Annotated in this window: 15 protein-coding genes and 1 tRNA gene; 4 read left to right on the top strand and 12 right to left on the bottom strand. The window is 72.0% G+C overall.

Annotated elements, in window-relative coordinates:
• Position 1: 1 nt before the first annotated feature.
• Positions 2-3547: an ATP-binding protein gene (locus ACE3N6_RS14370; RefSeq protein ID WP_374246462.1), complete on the bottom strand. Its 3546-nt coding sequence runs from the start codon at positions 3545-3547 to the stop codon at positions 2-4.
• A 343-nt stretch (positions 3548-3890) separates the two neighbouring features.
• On the opposite strand from ACE3N6_RS14370, the gene ACE3N6_RS14365 reads away from it, so the two are divergent.
• Complete coding sequence (locus ACE3N6_RS14365) at positions 3891-5060, top strand: ABC transporter substrate-binding protein (RefSeq protein WP_374246461.1); 1170 nt, start codon at positions 3891-3893, stop codon at positions 5058-5060.
• 16 nt (positions 5061-5076) lie between these two features.
• Here the strand turns inward: ACE3N6_RS14365 and ACE3N6_RS14360 are convergent, their stop codons facing one another.
• Complete coding sequence (locus ACE3N6_RS14360; RefSeq protein WP_374246460.1) at positions 5077-5520, bottom strand: bacteriohemerythrin; 444 nt, start codon at positions 5518-5520, stop codon at positions 5077-5079.
• 140 nt (positions 5521-5660) lie between these two features.
• Between ACE3N6_RS14360 and ACE3N6_RS14355 the strand changes: the two genes are divergently transcribed.
• Positions 5661-6872, top strand: a complete 1212-nt coding sequence (locus ACE3N6_RS14355; RefSeq protein WP_374246459.1) for an MFS transporter — start codon at positions 5661-5663, stop codon at positions 6870-6872.
• Positions 6873-6912: 40 nt separating this feature from the next.
• Here ACE3N6_RS14355 and ACE3N6_RS14350 read toward each other — a convergent pair whose 3' ends face one another.
• The 3 genes from ACE3N6_RS14350 to infA form a co-directional block, all read right to left on the bottom strand.
• Entirely contained in the window at positions 6913-8724 is a 1812-nt protein-coding gene (locus ACE3N6_RS14350) for a diguanylate cyclase domain-containing protein (protein WP_374246458.1), read from the bottom strand.
• A gap of 289 nt (positions 8725-9013) precedes the next feature.
• Positions 9014-9088: transfer RNA gene (locus ACE3N6_RS14345), tRNA-Thr, on the bottom strand.
• A 207-nt stretch (positions 9089-9295) separates the two neighbouring features.
• Positions 9296-9556, bottom strand: a complete 261-nt coding sequence (gene infA / locus ACE3N6_RS14340; protein ID WP_374246457.1) for a translation initiation factor IF-1 — start codon at positions 9554-9556, stop codon at positions 9296-9298.
• 417 nt (positions 9557-9973) lie between these two features.
• Here infA and ACE3N6_RS14335 point away from each other — a divergent pair, with 417 nt between their 5' ends.
• The gene (locus ACE3N6_RS14335; RefSeq protein ID WP_374246456.1) at positions 9974-10519 is read left to right on the top strand and encodes an NADPH-dependent FMN reductase; all 546 of its coding nucleotides are present in this window, start codon (positions 9974-9976) and stop codon (positions 10517-10519) included.
• 12 nt (positions 10520-10531) lie between these two features.
• On the opposite strand, the gene ACE3N6_RS14330 is transcribed toward ACE3N6_RS14335, so the two are convergent.
• Complete coding sequence (locus ACE3N6_RS14330) at positions 10532-11407, bottom strand: HDOD domain-containing protein (protein ID WP_374246455.1); 876 nt, start codon at positions 11405-11407, stop codon at positions 10532-10534.
• Positions 11404-12711 (bottom strand): putative bifunctional diguanylate cyclase/phosphodiesterase, encoded by a 1308-nt coding sequence (locus ACE3N6_RS14325; RefSeq protein WP_374246454.1) that lies wholly within the window; start codon positions 12709-12711, stop codon positions 11404-11406. The genes ACE3N6_RS14330 and ACE3N6_RS14325 overlap by 4 nt, the downstream gene beginning before the upstream one ends.
• Positions 12712-12873: 162 nt before the next feature.
• Here ACE3N6_RS14325 and ACE3N6_RS14320 point away from each other — a divergent pair, with 162 nt between their 5' ends.
• Positions 12874-13893 carry an AraC family transcriptional regulator gene (locus tag ACE3N6_RS14320; protein WP_374246453.1) on the top strand — a complete coding sequence of 340 codons (1020 nt, stop codon included), beginning with the start codon at positions 12874-12876 and terminating at the stop codon, positions 13891-13893.
• Between the two features lie 11 nt (positions 13894-13904).
• Here ACE3N6_RS14320 and ACE3N6_RS14315 read toward each other — a convergent pair whose 3' ends face one another.
• The 5 genes from ACE3N6_RS14315 to ACE3N6_RS14295 form a co-directional block, all read right to left on the bottom strand.
• The gene (locus tag ACE3N6_RS14315) at positions 13905-15431 is read right to left on the bottom strand and encodes a cryptochrome/photolyase family protein (protein WP_374246452.1); all 1527 of its coding nucleotides are present in this window, start codon (positions 15429-15431) and stop codon (positions 13905-13907) included.
• Entirely contained in the window at positions 15428-16624 is a 1197-nt protein-coding gene (locus ACE3N6_RS14310; RefSeq protein ID WP_374246451.1) for a DASH family cryptochrome, read from the bottom strand. Before ACE3N6_RS14310 ends, ACE3N6_RS14315 begins: the two co-directional genes overlap by 4 nt.
• The gene (locus ACE3N6_RS14305) at positions 16621-16773 is read right to left on the bottom strand and encodes a DUF2256 domain-containing protein (RefSeq protein ID WP_374246450.1); all 153 of its coding nucleotides are present in this window, start codon (positions 16771-16773) and stop codon (positions 16621-16623) included. Before ACE3N6_RS14305 ends, ACE3N6_RS14310 begins: the two co-directional genes overlap by 4 nt.
• Positions 16773-18302, bottom strand: coding sequence for a deoxyribodipyrimidine photo-lyase/cryptochrome family protein (locus tag ACE3N6_RS14300; RefSeq protein ID WP_374246449.1), 1530 nt, complete (start codon positions 18300-18302; stop codon positions 16773-16775). Before ACE3N6_RS14300 ends, ACE3N6_RS14305 begins: the two co-directional genes overlap by 1 nt.
• Positions 18303-18316: 14 nt before the next feature.
• The coding region (locus ACE3N6_RS14295; RefSeq protein WP_374246448.1) for an NAD(P)/FAD-dependent oxidoreductase at positions 18317-18838 on the bottom strand (522 nt) is incomplete at its 5' end.

The raw sequence follows: 18838 nt of genomic DNA, 5'->3' as shown, positions 1-18838 counted from the left end.
GTCAGGGCGCGTCGCCCCCGTGGCGGGCGAGGAGCGCCGCCAGCAGCCGGTGGGCGGCTTCAAACTCGAAGTTCTCGATGGCGTCGCCGATGCGGTGGGCGGTGTCGGGCTCCAGGGCGTCCAGCAGCCGGCCGTGGCTGCGCCACAGGCTGGCCGAGCGGATGTCGTCTTCGGCGAGGAGCCGGCCCAGCTCGTTGCCGAAGTGCCGGAGGGCCTGCGGATCGGTGGCCGGCGGGGCGTCGGCGGCGGGGGGCGGGGCGCTGGCCTGAAGGGCCGCCTCGATGGCCGGCACGAGCTGCGCGAGTTCGGCCGCCAGGGTGTCGATGCCGGCCTGCAGCAGGGCGTCGGGCGCCTGTTCGCGGATCTGCTTTTCCAGGGCGGCGGCAGCGGCCTCCACCCGGCTGGCGCCCACCGACGCGGCGCTGCCCTTGAGGCTGTGAGCGGCCCGTTCGGCGTCGGTCGGGCGGCCGTCGGCGAGGCTGGCGCGCAGGGTGGCGGCGTCGTCCCGGTGGGTGCGGGCGAACACGCCGAGGATGCGCCGGTAGCGTTCTTCGTGGCCGCGCATGGTGCGCAGGCCCCGGGCCACGTCCAGGCCGTCGATGGCCTCCAGGCTCGCCGTCGGCGGCTGGGGCCGGGGCGCCGGCGCCGGCGTGGGGGCCGCGGCAGGGGCGGCGGCGGGCAGCCAGCGCAGCAGGGTGCGGTAGAGCACGTCCGGGTCGACGGGCTTGGGCACGTGGTCGTTCATGCCGGCGGCGAGGCACTGGTTGCGGTCCTCGTCGAAGGCGTTGGCGGTCATCGCGACGATGGGTACGGCGCCGCCGCCGGGCAGGGCGCGGATGGCCGCGGCGGCTTCGAGCCCGCCCATCACCGGCATGCTCAGGTCCATCAGGATGAGGTCGAAGCCGCTGCCGTCGCGGCGCACCGCGTCGAGGGCCTGCCGGCCGTCGCCGGCGAGTTCAACCGTCAGGCCGGCGTCGCGCAGCAGCTCGCAGGCGATCTCCTGGTTGAGGGGGTTGTCTTCGGCCAGCAGGATGCGGCGGCCGGCGTAGTGCTCGCGCAGCTTGCGCAGGGGGGCGGTGTGGGCGTCGACCGGGGCTGCGGGGGCGGTGTCGGGGCGGAGGGCGGCCTGGCCGGGCTCCAGGTGCAGGCGCAGCCAGAAGGTGCTGCCGACGCCCACGCTGCTGCGCACGCCGATCTCGCCGCCCATCAGTTCGGCCAGCCGTTTGCTGATCGCCAGCCCCAGGCCGGTGCCGCCGTACTTGCGGGTGGTGGAGTTGTCGGCCTGCTCGAAGGCGCGGAACACCGAGGCTTGCTGGGTGTCGCTCAGGCCGATGCCGTGGTCTTCCACTTCGAGCTGCAGCGCGACGCCGCTGCCGCTGGCGGGCAGGCGCAGGGCGCGCAGGACGATGGTGCCGCGGGTGGAGAACTTGACCGCGTTGGACAGGAAGTTGACGAGGATCTGCTCGACGCGCACCGGGTCGCCCCGCAGGATGGGGGGCAGCGCGGGGTCGATCTCGACGGTGAGGCCCAGGGCTTTCTGGTCGGCGCTCTCGCGGACCAGGCCGGTGACCTTCTCGAGGGTGGTGCGCAGGGGGAAGTCGATGCTCTCGAGGGTAACCTTGTCGGCCTCGATCTTGGACAGGTCGAGGATGTCGTTGATGATGCGCAGCAGGTGCTGGGCGGCCGCGCCGATCTTGTCCACCCGGTCGAGCTGGGTGGGCTCGCGGATCTCCCGCTGGAGCAGGTGGGACAGCCCGATGATGGCGTTCATCGGGGTGCGGATTTCGTGGCTCATGTTGGCCAGGAAGCTGCTCTTGGCACGGTTGGCGCTTTCGGCTTCGTCCCGCGCGGCGGCCAGCTCGCGGGTGCGCTGTTCGACGAGTTCGGCCAGGTGGTGGCGGTGGGCTTCCAGCTCGCCGGCAAGCTGCTGGCGTTCGGTGATGTCGCGGACGGAGCACATCACGTAGGTCTTGCCGCCCCATTCGACCCGGCTGGACTTGATCTCCGCCACGTAGACGCTGCCGTCCTTGCGCTTGTGGAGGGTCTCGAAGGCTTCGCCGTCCGGGCGCACGCTGCGGATCATGGGCAGCAGCTCGGACTTGGAGAAACGGGCTTCCCAATCCCACACGTGGAGCCGGGCAAGCTCTTCGGGGCGGTAGCCGAGCATCGCGGCAAACTGCAGGTTGGCCTCGAAGACGCTGCAGTCGTCGTTGAGCACCACCATGCCGTCGCGCGCCATCTCGAACAGGGCGCGGCGCCGCGAGGCTTCTTCGGCGATGCCGCGCTGGGCCTGCTGGCGGGCGAGCCGCTGGGTGTCGAGGCTGTCGAGGAGCCCGTTGAAGTGCCCGGCGAGCTGGGCGATCTCGTCGCTCTCGTTGTCCCGCGGCACCCGGGCGCCGTCGTCGCCGCGCTGGATCGCGGTCATCGTGTCGGAGATGGCGCCCAGGCGTCGGGTGATGCCGTGGGCGCCGTACAGGAAGGTGAGGGACAGGCCGAGCATGGCCAGGGCGAGCAGGCCGCCGATGCTGCCGATCAGCAGCCAGCGCTCGCGGGCGTAGCGCTGCTCGGGGAAGCCGGTGCCGAGCATCCCGATGTGGCGGCCCTCGCCGTCGTGGATCGCTTCGTAGCTGGCGATGTGCCAGTCCTCGCCGATGAGCGTGCGGTCGGCCCACGAGGCGTCGCCCTCCAGCACCTTGGCGCGCACGTTGCCCGCGGCGTGGGTGCCGATGGCGCGGGTGCTGTTGGCGAAGGTGACGGTGGTGGACACCCGCAGGTCGTCCAGGAAGAGGGTGGTGACCCCGTCGTTGACCACGGCGTTGGGGGCGGCGGGAAACACCACGTCGCGGATCCGGTCGATCATCGGCAGGTTGTTGTTGAGCAGCAGCCCGCCCACCAGGATGGTGTCGCCGTGGGCGTTGCTCAGGGGCAGGTGGGCCGCGGCGTCGATGGTCAGGCCGCGGGTTTCCGGCGGCGCGCCTTCCCGGTCGAGCACCTCGATCCGCGCCCGGGCCGGCAGGGTGGGCGAGAGGGCGCCCAGCTCGGCGGCGTCGAAGCGCGCGTAGCGCACGGTGGCCAGCCCGGTGGCGGCCTGGCGCTGGGCGAAGCTGGAGGGCAGCTGGCTGCCCGGCGGCAGCTCGGTGCTGGAGGCGATCACGTGCCCGTCCCGGGTGGCGAGGATGAGGTAGTCGAGCCGGGCCACCTCGGCGCGGGCGCTCAGGAACTGGTCGAGCAGCGGGATCGGGTCTTTCCCGGCGCGGCTGCCATGGGCGGCCAGCAGGTGGGCGATCCGCTCGGCGCGCACTACCTCCTCCACGTGGCGGAGCGTCTGGGCGCGCACCTGATCCATGTAGTTGCGGGCGCTGGCGAGCTGGCTGCGGGAGCTGCTCTCGAGCAGGCCGGTGATGCGCGCGTCGCCCAGCACCACCAGGGTGGCGAGGATGATCGGAAAGGCGATCAGCAGCGGCACCAGCCCCAGGGCGACAAGCCGCAGGCGGAGGGAGGATCGCCAGCGCTGCTGACGGTTAGCGAGCGGAGAACGGGAGAGCATGGAGTCGATCCGTTCGGCGGCCTGGGGTGCTGGGGGTTGGTGACAGGGCGGTGAGGGGGGCGAGCGGCAGGTCTGGCTCGGTCAGTGCCGGAACGCGCGCCCATTGTAGACGGCCCGGGGCCTTCCGACTTGAGTGACGGGGCGGGGAGGGCGGCGCCATCGGCGCAAACTCATTAAAAATAGTAATTCTGTTGTTATCGCAAGAATTTGAAAAAACTTTACCGCCAATGCGCCCGTCCGATCGGCGCCCCCGCAGGCGCTCAAGACGAGGGTGTCGGGCGCCGTTCGCCCGGCGCGGTTGGGCGGTCGTCGCTCCAGATGCGCGCCGGTGTGGTGACGTGCAATGCAATTGGAGTATCGTGACAGCTTTGGCGTGGAGGTCGAGAGTTTGGGCAAGGGCTTGTGCAGAGGCATGCTGGCGATGGTCGCCGGGTTGTTGCTGGCCGGGTGTGGGCCGGATGGACCGCTGCGCGTCGGCTTTGTCGGCGGGCTGTCGGATCAGAACTCGGACGTCGGGCAGGCCGGCTACAACGGCGTGCTGCTGGCGGTCGAGCAGGTCAACCGCGCCGGCGGCATCAAGGGGCGCAAGATCGAGGTGGTGGCGCGGGACGACGCCCAGGATCGGGAGACCGCCGCCAGATCGGCCTCGGAACTGGCGGCCGCCAAGGTGGAGGCGGTGATCGGGCCCTTCACCAGCGGCATGGCTGCGGTGGTGGTGCCGGTGCTGGCTGGCAGCGGCACCCTGGTCATCAGCCCGACCGTCAGCTCGATGGATTTCGTCGGCAAGGACGACAACCTCGTGCGGATCAACCGCAGCACCCGCGACAACGCCCGGGATTACGCCCGGGTGATCCATCGCCTGGGCCAGCGCCGGGTGGCGGTGGCCTACGACGAGCGCAACCGGTCGTTCTCGGTGTCGTGGCTCAACGAGTTCCGCAAGGCCTTTGCCGAGCAGGGGGGCGCCGTGGTTACCGAGGTGGCGTACGAATCCCGGCGGGACACCGATTTCGGCGGGGTGGTCGGGGCGATGCTCAAGAACGCGCCGGACGGGCTGTTCTTCATCGCCGGGGGGATCGACGTGGCGCGGCTGGCCCAGCAGGCCCGCCGGCAGGCGCCGGCCCTGCCCATCGGCGCCTCGGAGTGGGCCGCCAGCGAGCAGTTGATCGAGCTGGGCGGCAAGGTGGTGGAGGGCCTGCTGATCGTCCAGAACTATGACCGGGACGACCACTCGCCCCGCTACAGCGAGTTCCGCGAGGCCTACTTCAAGCGCTTCCAGAAGAACCCGGGTTACAGCTCGGTGTCGGCCTACGACGCGGCGATGGTGCTGTTCGATGCCCTCTCCAGGCGCACCGGCGACGAGAGTCCGAAGGCCGCGGTGCTGCGCCGCGGGCCCTATCAGGGGCTGCAGCAGCAGATCGTCTTCGACGCCAACGGCGACACCCAGCGCAAGGCCTTCTTCACCCAGATCCGCGACGGCGGCTACCGCAAGCTGGACGAAGCCCTCGCGCGCTGAGCCGGGGGGGCGACGGTCAGCGGTCGATGGGCAGGTTGCGGCGCAGCACCACCGGCACGCCGCCCAGCTTCTTCTTGGCCAGCCACTGGGCCAGGGCCGAATCCAGGTAGTCGGCGTGGCTGGGAAACCAGCGGGCCAGCTCGGTGGCAAACTCGCGACCCACCGCCACATCCCCGTCGCGCACCAACTCCTCCACCTGCCGCGCCGACTCCATCACCGCGTTGTGGTCGTCCACGTGGCAGTCCCGCGGTGGGAAGTCGGTCTCCTCCATCCACGCCTTTTCCTGCCCGAAATGGGCTTCGGCGTGTTCGATGAAGTCGCGCATTGCCGCGGCGAGCTGCTCGTCGGGGCAGGTCAGCAGCCGGTCGGCGATGGCGACGAATTCCCGGTGCGTGTCGTCCATCGCCTCGAAACCGAGCAGGAAGGCGTCGGTCCATGGCAGACCCTGTCGATCCGTCATTCTCTGTGTTCTCCTGGCGTGTCATGCTTCGGCCCTGGGCGGGCGAGGCGCCAAGGATAACCCGGAGGCCGGCCGGAATCTCGCTCGCCTGCAAAAAATCTCGAGAATCCACTTGGCCTCACCCCAGCAGGAGACCGCCCATGAGCCTTTCCGGAACCCCGCCCGACGCCGCCAGCCGGTCGCGCCTGCCTGCCGGCATCTGGGCGCTGGGGCTGGTGTCGATGCTGATGGACATCTCGTCCGAGATGATCCACGCCCTGCTGCCGGTGTACCTGGTGGGAGCGCTCGGGGCGTCGACACTGGCGGTGGGCTTCATCGAGGGGATCGCCGAGGCGACCGCATCGATCACCAAGGTGTTCTCCGGCGCCCTGTCCGACTGGCTGGGGCGGCGCAAGCTGCTGGCGACCGTCGGCTACGGGCTGGCGGCCTGCACCAAGCCGGTGTTCCCCCTGGCCGAGACCGCGGCCTGGGTGGTGGCGGCGCGCTTCATCGACCGGGTGGGCAAGGGCATCCGCGGCGCTCCCCGCGACGCCCTGATCGCCGATCTGGCGCCGCCGGGCCTGCGCGGGGCAGCCTTCGGGCTGCGTCAGTCCCTCGACACCACCGGGGCCTTCCTGGGGCCGCTGCTGGCGATCGCCCTGATGGCATGGTCCGGCGGCGACATCCGGCTGGTGTTCTGGGTGGCGGTGGTGCCGGCCTTCGGCGCCTTCGCGCTGATCGGTCTGGCGGTGCACGACGCGCCGCGGCCGGCCGCCGCGCGGGTTCGCTCGCCCCTGTCGCGGGCCGAGCTGGCCCGCCTGCCGGCCGCTTACTGGTGGGTGGTGGGGATCTCCGCGGTGTTCACCGTCGCCCGCTTCAGCGAGGCCTTCCTGGTGTTGCGGGCCCAGGAGCTGGGGGTGGCGCTGGTGTGGATACCGATGGTGCTGGTGGTGATGAACGTGGTGTATTCCCTGTCTTCCTACCCGGTGGGGGTGCTGGCCGACCGCCTGCACCGGGGCAGCCTGCTGGGCCTGGGCTTTGCGGTGCTGGTGGCGGCCGATCTGGCCCTGGCGCTGGTGGATGGCCTGGCCGGGCTGGCCATCGGGGTGGCCTTGTGGGGCCTGCACATGGGCATGACCCAGGGCCTGCTGGCGGCGCTGGTGGCCGATACGGCGCCGGCAGCGCTGCGCGGCACGGCCTTCGGGGTGTTCAACCTGGCCGGCGGGCTGGGGCTGCTGCTTGCCAGCGTGGTGGCCGGCGCGCTGTGGGACGCCTTCGGGGCCCGCGCCACCTTCCTGTGCGGCGCGGCGTTCGCGGCGGTGGCGCTGGCCGGGCTGGTCTGGCGCCGGCCCGATTCGGCGCGCGGCGGATAGGCGCCTCGCCGACGCTGGCCGCCCGCCGCGTGGCCTGGCCTCAGGCGCTCCAGCGCGCCCGGCCGGCGTTCTTGGCGCGGTACATAGCGTGGTCGGCGGCGACCAGCAGGCGTTCGGCGCTGTCGCCGTCGGCCGGGAAGCGGGCCACCCCCACGCTGCAGGCGATGCTCAACTGGTGGCCGTCCACCTCGAAGGGTTGGGACAGCGCCTCCACCACCTTGGCGGCGGCGGGCTCGATGGCGGCCGAGCCCGCGTCGGTGGGCATCGCCACCACGAACTCGTCCCCCCCCAGACGGGCCACGGTGTCCTCGTCGCGGAACAGCTTCTGCTGGCGCTGGGCGACCTGCTGCCGGAGCTGGTCGCCCACCTCGTGGCCGTAGCGGTCGTTCACCGGCTTGAAGCGGTCGAGATCGATGAACAGCACCACCACTTCGGACTGATGACGGCGGGCGTGGTAGACCATGCTCTCGAGCCGGTCGGTGATGAGGGAGCGGTTGGGCAGGCCGGTCAGACGGTCGAAGTTGGCCTGGTGCCAGATCTCGCCGTCGCGGCGGCGCAGTTCGGTCACGTCGGCCACCAGCGCCACCCGGTGCACCACGCCGCCGTCCGCGTCTAGCACGGCGGAGATCACCGCGTGGCCGGTGTAGGCCTCGCCGTCCCGGCGGCGGCCCTCGAAGTCGCCGCGCTGGTGGTGCAGGTCGGCCGGGCCGAACAGTTCGCCCAGGCTGCGCCCACCCACCCGACCGGCGGGCAGCGCGGAGATGTGCTGCCCGCGCAGCTCGTCGGCGCCAAAGCCGGTGATCGCGCTGAAGGCCGGGTTGATGTCCACGATGCGGTTCCCGGTGTCGACGATGACGATGCCTTCGGCCATGTAGTCGAGCACCTCGGACAGGTGCTCCTCCCGGTCGGCGAGGGCGTCCACCGCCCGCTCGTAGCGCTTCAAGGCCACCAGCAGGCCAAGCACGACGATCGTCAGCAGGGCGCTGAAGATGCCGGCCTGCTGGATCGCCCAGGTGTTCTGGGCGTGCATCGGGGCAAGGGCGTCGTCGAGGGCGATGCCGCTCATCATCACCAGCCCCGACGGCAGCCGCGTCCAGCCGTACTGGCGCAGGATGCCATCGACCGAGGCGTGGGCCACGTAGTCGCCCTCCTTCAGGTCGGGCCGCACGAGGTATTCCCGCTGCGGCGGAACCTGCTTGCCGTAGTGGGCGCCGGGGTTGAGGGTGCGCAGCAGGATGTGGCCCTGGGGCGAGAGCAGGGTCAGGGTGTCCCGCGGGCCGCTCTCGAAGCGGGAGAGCTGCTCGGTCCACACGTCGGGCGAGACGGCCAGCGATACCACGCCCTCGAAGCGGCCGTCGCGGCGGATCGCCCGGGCCACCTGGATGCTCCATTTGCCGGTGAGGCGGCCCAGTATCGGCGGCGAGATCGCCAGCCGGTCTTCGTGGTCGGTGGCGAGCTGGCGGAAGTAATCCCGGTCGCCGAGGAAGTTGCGCGGCGCCTGGCCCAGGGACGAGTAGGCCAGATAGCCGTCCGCGTCGATGCGGAACTGCTGCAGGACCAGCCCCGGCGGCATCGTCTCGGTCACCAGCTGGCTCTGCAGGGTGACCGCCGCCGGGCTCTCCAGCGCGGCGATGCGGGCGGTGCGCAGGGCGAAGTCGAAGCGTTCGATGCCGGCCTGCACCGTGGCGCCGGCGGCCCTGGCCTGGATCAGCGCCCGGGTGCGGATGCGTTCGGCCGCTTGTCGTTCGTTCTGTGCGGTGGAAGCGAGGGTGCCGAACCAGATGACGCCCAGGGCCAGCAGGGTGACGCCGATGATCGCCGCGCGGACCGCAAGCAGCGGGCGCGCCGACATCTGGGGTAAAAGCCGGGAGATCATGGAGAGGGGCCGAGTTTTCGCCGTGTCCGCGTCATGCCGCGGTTCGCTGATGGCTGCGGGCCCCAGTGTGCCTCAAGTCGGACGCGCCGTGGCCGGGGAAACGTCGATGCCGCTGGTTCACTTGCGGGATGCGGGAGGGGTGCTGCTCGGCCGGATGCCGGTGCGGGGGGTGACAGGCTTGCCGGTGGCGGGGCGATGCGGACGTGCGGAACGTCATCATGGCTGCCGGCACTCTCCGGGGACGGGAAGAAGACGGGGGGAAGGATGGTGCTCATGGGCAGGATTGAACTGCCGACCTCTCCCTTACCAAGGGAGTGCTCTGCCACTGAGCTACATGAGCACTGCACGCGGGCCGTGGAACACGACGCCGACCGGGTGGTGGCGCAAACCGCCGGCCTGTCGGCCAGAAGCTCGGTTACCCGTGAAAAGCGGGGCGGATGGTATCAAGACCGGCGGTCTCCCGCAAGGCGTCCGCCCCATGACTGCAGCAAAACCGGCCGTTTTTCACGTTTGTTGAGCTTCGTGGGCCCGGCCGGAGGGTGAAGCGTCAGTAGCGGCGGGCGGGCGCGGGGGCGTTGCCGCTGCGCGGGGGCAGGTGACGGAAGGTGATGCGGCCCTTGGTGAGGTCGTAGGGCGACATCTCGAGGGTCACCTCGTCGCCGGCGATGATGCGGATGTGGTTCTTCTTGAGCTTGCCGCCGGCGTAGGCGATGAGCAGGTGTTCGTTGTCGAGGGTGACGCGGTAGCGACCGTCCGGCAGGACTTCGGTGACCTTGCCGTGCATTTCGATGAGTTCTTCCTTGGCCATGTTCGGGCTCCTTGTGGCGGGCCGCGCATCCGAAAGGGGGATGGGCCCGGGTTTCGCCGGCCCGGTCGGGGCCGGGGAGGGCGGGTGCCGGTCACCGGGTGGGCGATCGGCACGAGGTGCCTGCGAGCAGTATCGCAGGCGCAGATGAATGACGTGGTGGGCAGCGGGGCTGGCACGCCAGTGGAAAGCCCCGGGCTGGCAGCAGGCCGGCGCGGGTGTGAATTCGGATGGGGTAGGCGCATCGCCGGCGCGTGGCGCGGACGAAACTTCGAATGCACGACCGAATCCGACATGATAGCACGGACGGTCGGGCCCACGTTGGGCGGAGCGACCGGGAACCGGGCGCCCGGCGGCTGTGTCGGAACCTGGGCCGCGGCGCTGGCCGCATCCATCCGACCTTTCAGGGAGAAATCGATCATGTCGTTCCAGTTTCTGGGTATTGCCGGCAGCCTGCGCCAGAAGTCCACCAACCGGGGCCTGCTGCGGGCGGCCCAGGCCAGCCTGCCGTCGGGCGTGAGCATGGAGTTCGCCGATCTGGCGGACGTGCCCTTCTACAACGCCGACCTTGCCACGAGGCCGGCCGCCGTCGAGCGGGTGCTTGCCCAGCTGGCCGCGGCCGATGCGCTGGTGCTGGCCTGCCCGGAGTACAACTACTCGCTGGCGCCGGCGCTGAAGAACATCCTCGACTGGGCGTCCCGGGAGCCGGACAACGCGCTGCTGGCGGGCAAGCCGGTGGCGATCCTGGGCGCCGGCGGGGGGATGGGCACGTCCCGCGCCCAGTACCATCTGCGTCAGGTCTGCGTGTATCTCGACCTGCACCCGCTCAACAAGCCGGAGGTGTTCGCCAACGCCTTTGCGGGCACCTTCGATGGCGACGGGAACCTGACCGACGCGCGCCTGCAGAAGCTGGTGGCCGACCAGATGCAGGCGCTGACGGACTGGACCCGCCGGCTCCGGGGGTGAACGCCGGAGCGCTCAGTCGATGTTGCCGAGCAGCTGTGCGGCGGGTGCCACCAGCGCCGCCAGCGTCGGCTCGTCCAGATCGAGCAGGCGCTGGCACGCGGGGCCGAGCTTGTCCCATTCGCGCGTCCGGCTGCCCCCGGTGGCCGTCTGCACCAGCCACTCGGCGCTCTGGGCGAGGGCCACGAGGCGGCGGGCGGGCAGCGCCAGGCCGGTGTCGAAGCGCGCCAGCATGTCTGCGTCGTGGTGGTGGCGGATGGCCTGGGACACCGGCTCGGGCAGCCACCAGTTCTGGGCGAGCAGGCTGCCCACCACGGCGTGATGGGTGGGCAGGGCGTCCAGTTCGTGGGCGGTGAAGGGGCGCGCGCCGTCGTCGTTGGCGCGCTGCAGAATGTCCCGGTAGCCGGGGAAGCGCCGCAGCAGGATGACGATCCCGCAATCCCGGAACAGGCCGAAGGTGTAGGCGTCGTCGGCGCGCACGCCGGGCACCGCGAGCTGCTGGGCGAGCCAGCCCGACAGCGCGGCGATCTCCGCCGAGCTGTGCCAGAAGCGCTCGTAGTGGGCGCCGGCGGGGAAGGCCTTGTGCAGGCTGATGGCCGCCACGGCCCGGCTGGCGGCGTCGAGGCCGAGCATCAGCAGGGCTTCGCTCACCGAGCGCACCCGCAGCGAGAACCCGAAATAGGGCGAGTTGGCGGTCTTGATGAGCCCGGCGGCGAGGCTCACGTCGCGCCCGATCAGGCGGCCGACCGTGCCCATGTCGGGCTCGTCCCGATGCATCTCGCGGCGGATGCGGTCGAGGATGAGGGGCCGCGGCGGGATGTCGATGTCGCGGATCGAGCGCTCCAGCAGGGCGTCGACCGCCGGGTGGGGCGGGGTGCGGGGGGGCGTCATGGCGTTTTCCTTTGCGCAAGCCAGGCCAGCAAGGCCTCTTCGTTCATCGGCCGGGCCCGGATGAAGCCCTGGATGGCGTCCACCTCCGCGTCGCGCAGGGCGGCCAGTTGTTCTTCGGTCTCGACCCCTTCGGCCACCGTCACCATGCCCAGCTCCCGGGCCAGCCGCGCCAGGGCACGCACCACGGCGTAGGCCCGCCGGTCGTCGGGCAGCACCTGCACGAAGGCGCGGTCGAGCTTGAGCTTGGTGGCGGGCAGATCCTTCAGGCACGACAGGCTGGAATAGCCCGTGCCGAAGTCGTCGATGGCCAGCCCCACGCCGGTCTCCCGGGCGCGGCGGAGGTTGTGCTGGACGAGCGCCGAGTCTTCCATCGCCAGCGATTCGGTCAGCTCCAGCTCGATCAGCGCCGGGGCCACGTCGGCGCAGAGCAGCGCGCCGTGCAGCGCCGGCAGGAAGGCCGGCGAGGTGAGCTGGGCCCGCGACACGTTGATCGCCACCTTGGTGGGCCGGCCCTCGCGGCACAGCCGGGCGGCGAAGCGGGTGCCCTGGAGCAGGCTCCACTCGCCCAGGCGCACGATCAGGCCGGTTTTCTCGGCCACCGGGATGAAGCGGTCCGGCGCCAGCTGGCGGTCGTGCACCCGGCAGCGCATCAGCCCCTCGACGGCCTCGATCCGCCCGTCGAAGCCGAGCACCGGCTGGAAGTCGAGGGACAGCCCGCCGGTCTCCAGCGCCAGATGCAGGTCCGATTCCACCGCCAGCGCCTCGCGGGCCAGCTGCACCCCGTGATCCCCGCGGCGGGCCTCGCTGCCCGACACCACCAGGCGGTTGCCGCCCTGGCGCTTGGCCTCGAGCATCGCCCGGTCGCCGCGCTCGAAGAGGGCGTGCAGGCGCTCGCCCCGCCGGAGCCGGGCCACGCCGATGCTGGCGGTGGGGTGGATCGTCATCCCGTCCAGCGCCAGGGGCTGCTCGAGGGCCTGGGCCAGCCGCAGCCCCAGGGCCCGGGCCGCGCCCAGGCGGGTGCCGGGCAGCAGCACGACGAACTCGTCGCTCCCCATCCGCAGGCAGTGGGCGGTGGCGGGCGCCAGCGCGCGGATGAGGGCGGCGACGTGGGCGATGATGCGGTCGCCGCCGCGGTGCCCGAACGAGGCATTGACCTTGTGGAAACGGTCGAGGTCGAGCCACAGCAGGGCCAGGGGCAGACCGCGGGCGGCGGTTTCGCGCATCACCCGCCGGGCCAGGGGCAGGCTCTCCCCCCGGCCGCTGAAGCCGGTGATGGGGTCCGGGGCGAACGGGTGGCTCGACATGCTGGCTCCATCGTCAGGGTTGCGGGCGCGCGATTGCTCGCGCTGCCGGCCCACGCGCAAGCGTGATGCCTTACCCGGCAGCCTAAGGAAACGCCCCGGAACGGGCTTGACGATCCGCGCCTTTCGATTGACGATCTGCGCCACTCAAGACGGGAGGAATGCATGGCAACGACCAGCTCGCTGGCCACGGTGTGGCTGATGATGATGCGGATGTTCGAGCGCGAGGGGCTCGACCCGGCCGACCTGCTGGCCGGGCTCGGCATTTCGGCGGAGCAGCTGGCGGAGCCGGGCCGGCGCCTTCCCAGCCGGATCGCCGACGTGGTCTTCGAGCGCGCCTGCGCGAGGCTGTCCGACCCGGCCTTTGCGCTGCACGCGGCGCGCTGCTGGCACCCCTCCAACTTGGGCACCATGGGCTACGCCTGGCTCTCCAGCAGCACCCTGCGCACCGGGCTCAAGCGCCTGGAGCGCTACGCCCGCATCCTTGGCGAGCGCTTCCGCTACGCGGTGCAGGAGTCGCCCGAGGGGCTGCGCTTTGTGTACGACCACGGGCGCGGCGACAAGGCGATCGGGCCGTTCATGACCGACTTCTCCCTGTCGATCATCGTGGACATGTGCCGCACCAACTTTGGCGACACCCTCCACCCGGTGGCGGTGCGCCTGCGCCGCGCGCTGCCGGCCCGGCGCGATGCGTGGGACGACTTCTTCGGCTGCCCCGTCGAGTTCGGCGCCGCCGAGGACAGCTTCCTGCTCGCCCCCGCCGCGGCCGACCGGCGCCTGCCCACCGCCTACCGGGACATGGCGGCCACCTTCGACCGCATCCTCACCGGGCAGTTGGCCGAACTCACCCGGGACGACCTCGTCACCCGCTGCAAGGCCCATCTGCTCGAACACCTCACCTCCGGCGAGCCCACCGAGCGGGGGCTGGCCGAGGCCGTCGGCCTGAGCCGGCGCACCCTGCAGCGCCGGCTGGCGGCGCAGGGCATCACCTACAAGCGGCTGGTGGACGAGACCCGCGAGGCGCTGGCCCGGCGCTACCTGGAGAACCCCCAGCGCAGCCTCACCGAGATCACCTTCCTGCTGGGGTTTTCGGAGCAGAGCGCGTTCACCCGCGCCTTCCGCCGCTGGCACGGCGAATCGCCCAGCGACTACCGCCGGCGCAGCGTCCAGGCGGCGGGGGGCTGAACGCCGGCGGCCTAAAGCGCGTCCAGCCCCGCCCGCAGGGTTTCGGCGCGCTGGCGGATGGCGGCGAGGGCGGCAGGGTCGAAGCGTTCCAGCTGGCGATACACCATCCCCAGCCGGTGGTTGGGTGCCAGCCGCTCCCGGTTGCGGGCGAAGAAATCCCAGTACAGCGCATTGAACGGGCAGGCGTCGTGGCCGGTGCGGGCCTTGGCCTTGTAGGCGCAGCCCTTGCAGTAGTCGCCCATGCGGTCGATGTAGGCGGCGCTCGACACGTAGGGCTTGGTGGCCAGCAGGCCGCCGTCGGCAAACTGGCTCATGCCCAGGGTGTTGGGCAGCTCGACCCACTCGAAGGCGTCGATGTAGATGCCCAGGTACCAGCGATGCACGTCGGCCGGGGCCAGCCCGGCGAGGAGCGCGAAGTTGCCGATCACCATGAGGCGCTGGATGTGGTGGGCGTAGGCGTGCTCCAGCGACTGGCCGATGCTGTGGGCGAGGCAGCGCATCTTCGTGTGGCCCGTCCAGAACCACGCCGGCAGCGGCGCGTGGTGGCCGAACACGTTGTGTTCCACGTAGCCCGGCATGTGCGCCCAATACACGCCGCGCACGTATTCGCGCCAGCCGACGATCTGGCGGATGAAACCCTCGGCCGCCGCCAGCGGCACCTTGCCGTCGGCGTGGGCCGCCTCGACCCGTTGCACGACCTCCCGCGGATCGAGCATCTTGGTGTTGAGGGCGAAGGACAGCAGGGCGTGGAACAGCCGCCACGCCCGCGCGCTCATGGCGTCCTGGAAATCGCCGAAGTGGGGCAGGGCTTCGGCGACGAAATCTTCCAGCCGGGCCAGGGCCTCGGCCCGGTTGAGGGGCCACGCCAGCCGATCCGCCGCCGGGTTGCCGAAGTGCTCCACCCCCGCCGCCTCGATGCGCTGCCAGAGGGCGGAGTGATCGTGGCGCACGCGCCGGTCGGCAGGCTCGCGGGGCAGGCCGGGCCAGGGTTTGCGGTTGTCGCGGTCGAAGTTCCAGCGCCCGCCCAGGGGCTTGCCGCCGGCCATCAGCACGCCGTGGCGGGTGCGCATGTGGCGGTAGAAGTGTTCCATCAGCCACTGCCTGCGGCCCTCGAAGAGGCGCGCGGCGTCGAGCCGGGCGGTGTAGAAGTGCTCGCTGCCGACCATCGTGGCGGGGATGTCGAGCTGCCGCGCCCAGGCCGCGAGCTGGCGGTCGAGCCGCCATTCGTCCGGCGCCTGGTATTCGACGCGGGTGGCGCCGTGGCGGGCGATCAGGGCGTCCAGGTTGGCGGGGAGGGACTGCCGGTTGGCCGGGTCGTCGATGGCGAGGTAGTCCACCCGATGGCCGGCCTCGCCCAACTGGCGGGCGAAGTCGCGCATGGCGGCGAAGATGGCGAGGAGCTTCTGGGCGTGGTGGAGGACGTAGTCGGTCTCCTGGCGGATCTCCATCAGCACGAGGATCGCGTCCGGGCGGGGCTCGGAAAACCAGCTGTGCTGCGGGTTGAGCTGGTCGCCGAGGATCAGGCGGAGGGTGGTCATGGGGTGCGCCAGCGGGCTCGATAGGCGCCGTCCGGGTCGTGCGCGGCGGCCTGCTTGTCGGGGTTGAAGCGGCGTCCGCCCCGCGGGTCGGTGCCCCGGCCGGCGATGTAGAGCCAGTTGCCGTGGTTGCTGCACACGTCGTAATCCACCAGTTGGGCCTCGAACCACGCGGCGCCGGCCCGCCAGTCGCAGGCGAGGTCGTGGATGAGGTAGCTGGCGACGATCTGGCGCATCCGGTTGGAGAGATAGCCGGTGGCGGCCAGCTCGCGCATGCCGGCGTCGATCAGGCCGTGGCCGGTGCGGCCGGCCTGCCAGCGGGCGAAGGCGGCGGCGTCGTGGGGCGGGGGCGGGCTGCCGGTAAGGCCCCCGGCGCGGTACAGGCGCCGGCCGTGCTTGCGGTGGAGCAGGTGGAAGTGGTCGCGCCACAGCAGCTCGAACCACAGCCAGTACGTGCCGTCGCTGGCGCCGTGGCGGGCCTCGAAATCCTTGAGGGCGGCGTGGATCTGCCGGGCCGACAGCGCGCCGATGGCCAGCCACGGGGAGAGTTTGCTGGAGTCGTCGATGCCGGCGAGGCGGTTGCGGGTGGCCTTGTAGCTGTGGGGCAGGCCACGGGCGAGGTACTGGGCGAGGTGGGCCTGCCCGGCGCGGGCGCCGCCGTGGAAGGCGGGCAGGGCGTAGGGGAAGGCCGAGCGTGGGTCGGCGGGTGGGGCGGGTGGCGGGGCCTTGCCGCCGGGGAGGCCAGCGGGCAGCGGCGGCAGGCGCTCTGGCGCGGGGATCGGCGCCGGGGGCTGGGTGCCGGCGCCTTCCACCGCCTGCCGGAAGGCGGTGAAGACCTCCGGCAGGTCTGCGTCGGCAAAGGGCCGCGTGGCGGGGTCGAGCAGCGTGGATTGCCAGTGCGCCTCGACGCTGATGCCGGTGGCTCGCAGGGCGGCGAGCTGGGCCTCCTCCTCGGGGGCGGGGATGGCCTCGCAGACGATGCGGGTGGCGCCGGTTTCTCGGGCCAGACGGGCGAGGCCGGTGGCAAGGAAATGCCGGCGGTGAGGCCCGACGCGCTCGAAGCCCCACACGCCGGGCTGCGCCGGTGGGTGGATGAAGGCCGGGATGAGCCGGTCGGCGCCCTGGGCGGCGTGGGTGAGGGCCGGGTTGTCGGCGAGCCGCAGGTCGTTGCGGAACCAGTGGATCGTGGTGTTCATGGGGTGGTGCTGGCCGGTCGGGTGCGGCGGCAGCGCTCGGAGCAGTACTTCACTTCGTCCCACACCCGCGCCCACTTCTTGCGCCAGGCGAAGGGGCGGCCGCAGCAGGCGCAGGTCTTGGTGGGGAGGGTGGGTTTGGCGTGGGCCATCACAGATCCAGCGTGAGCTGGGCGGTGTCGGCGCCCTGCCGGGGGCGTGGGCTGCCGCTGGGGGTGCGTTTGCGCGAGCCGTGGCGGGCCACGATGGCGGCCTTGGCGGCGCGCACCTCGGGCAGGGCGCGCAGGGCGAACAGGCGGGCCTTGGCGCTGCGGGTGGCGGCGTCCAGATCCACGCAGGGCTGGGGGATGTCGTCCGGGCCCAGGCCGTGGGCGGCCCGCACCGCGGCGGGCATGCGCCAGGGTTCGAACAGCCAGCTGTCGGGCACCTTGCGCAGGGCGGGCAGCCAGCGGCGTACGAAGTGGCCCTTCGGGTCGTGGTCGCGGGCCTGCTTGATGGGGTTGTAGATGCGCGGCAGGTTGATGCCGGTGGTGCCGGACTGCATCTGCAGCTGGCTCCAGTGGATGCCGGGTTCGTAGTCGAGGAACTGCCGCGCCAGCCACAGGCCCACCGGCCGCCAGTGCAGCCACAGGGGGTAGGCGGCCACAGAGACGAGCATCGCGCGCATCCGGAAGTTGATCCAGCCGGTCTCGCGAAGCATGGCCACGCAGGCGTCCACCAGCGGCCAGCCGGTGCGGCCGGCGCTGAGGGCGGCGAAGTGGGCGGGGTTCCAGTCCGGCTCGCGCAGGCCGTCGTAGCCCCGGTGGAGGTTGCGGAACTCGAGGGCCGGCTCGCTCTCCAGCTTCTGGATGAAGTGGCAGTGCCAGTAGAGCCGGCCGATGAAGGCGGTGAGGCCGTTGCGCTGGGCGCCGGCGCCGGCGGGCAGGCTGGCCAGGGTGCGCCGGGTGGCGTGGACGATCTCGCGCAGGCTGAGGCAGCCGAAGGCGAGGTAGGGCGACAGGCGCGAGCAGGCGGTGGGGGCGGAGAGCGGCGACGAGATGCCGCCCCGGTATTGCCGGCTGCGTTCGGTGAGGAAGTCGTCCAGCACCGCCAGCCCGGCGCTGCGGCCGCCGCGCTGGCGGGCCGGCGGGTCGTCGTCGGCGAGCCCCAGCGCGGTGGCGTCGGGCGGCGGGGTGTCGGCCCAGGGCAGGGGGGCGAAGCGCAGCGCGGGCGGCGCCGGCAGGCCGGGCTGGCCGACGAAGGCTTCCCAGCGGGCCTGCCAGGTGTCCCGGTCGGCGAGGCGGCGCACCACGCCGAACTGGGGGAACTCCTGCCAGCGCACGCCGTTCTCGTGGCACCAGCGGGCCACCGCGAGGTCGCGCCGGTAGCTCGCCCCGTTGCCGGTTTCTTCGTGGGAGAACAGCGCGCCGATGGGGGCCGCGGCGTGGAGGCGGGCGAGCACGTCGGGCATCTCGCCGGTGACGACGTGGAGGCGCCCGCCGCAGCCGCGCAGGGCGCGGTACAGGTCGCGCAGGCTTTCGAGGATGAAGGCGTAGTGCTGGCGGGCGGCGTCGGGTTCGGCCCACAGCGATGGCTCGACCGCGTACAGGCACAGCACCGGGCCGCGCCGCGCGGCGGCGTGCAGGGCGGCGTGGTCGTGGAGGCGCAGGTCGCGCTTGAACCAGACGACGCTGTAGTCCATGGCGACGGGGCCGGTCAGGCGCCGAAGTGCTGCAGCACGTCCTGGGCCAGGCTGCGCCCGCCGAGCCAGGCGCCTTCCACCTTGCCGCCGCCGAGCCAGTCGCCGCACAGGCCGATGCGCCGATCCACGTCCCACACATGGCAGCTGTCGAGGGGCGGCTCGGTGTCGGCGTAGCGCCAGCGGTGGGCGGTCCAGGCCTGGGGCGGCGGGGCGCCGAGCTGGGCGAAGGCCCGGAGCAGGGCGTCGGCGGCGGCTTCGGGGGTGGCTTCGATGTGGGCCTCGCTCCATTCGGCGGTGGCGTGGAGCAGCCAGGTCTCGCCGCGGGGACGGCCGGGCTTGCTGCTGTCGCGGGCCACCCAGCGCAGCGGGCCGCCGTTCACGAAGGCGGCGTCGAAGGGCAGGTGGATGGGGGCGTCGTAGCGCAGCATGAGCGCCCAGCTGCCGCGCATGCAGGCGCGGGCGGCGAGGCTGGCCAGCCCGGGCGCGGCCGGCCCCCCCACGGGGGCGGCCGGGGGGGCGGGCACCGCCACCCCCCA

This window comes from Zoogloea sp., assembly GCF_041904905.1.
Taxonomy (GTDB): Bacteria; Pseudomonadota; Gammaproteobacteria; order Burkholderiales; family Rhodocyclaceae; genus Zoogloea.
The sequence above is the reverse complement of the archived record's forward strand: the minus strand, read 5'-3'. Positions and strand labels throughout refer to the sequence as shown.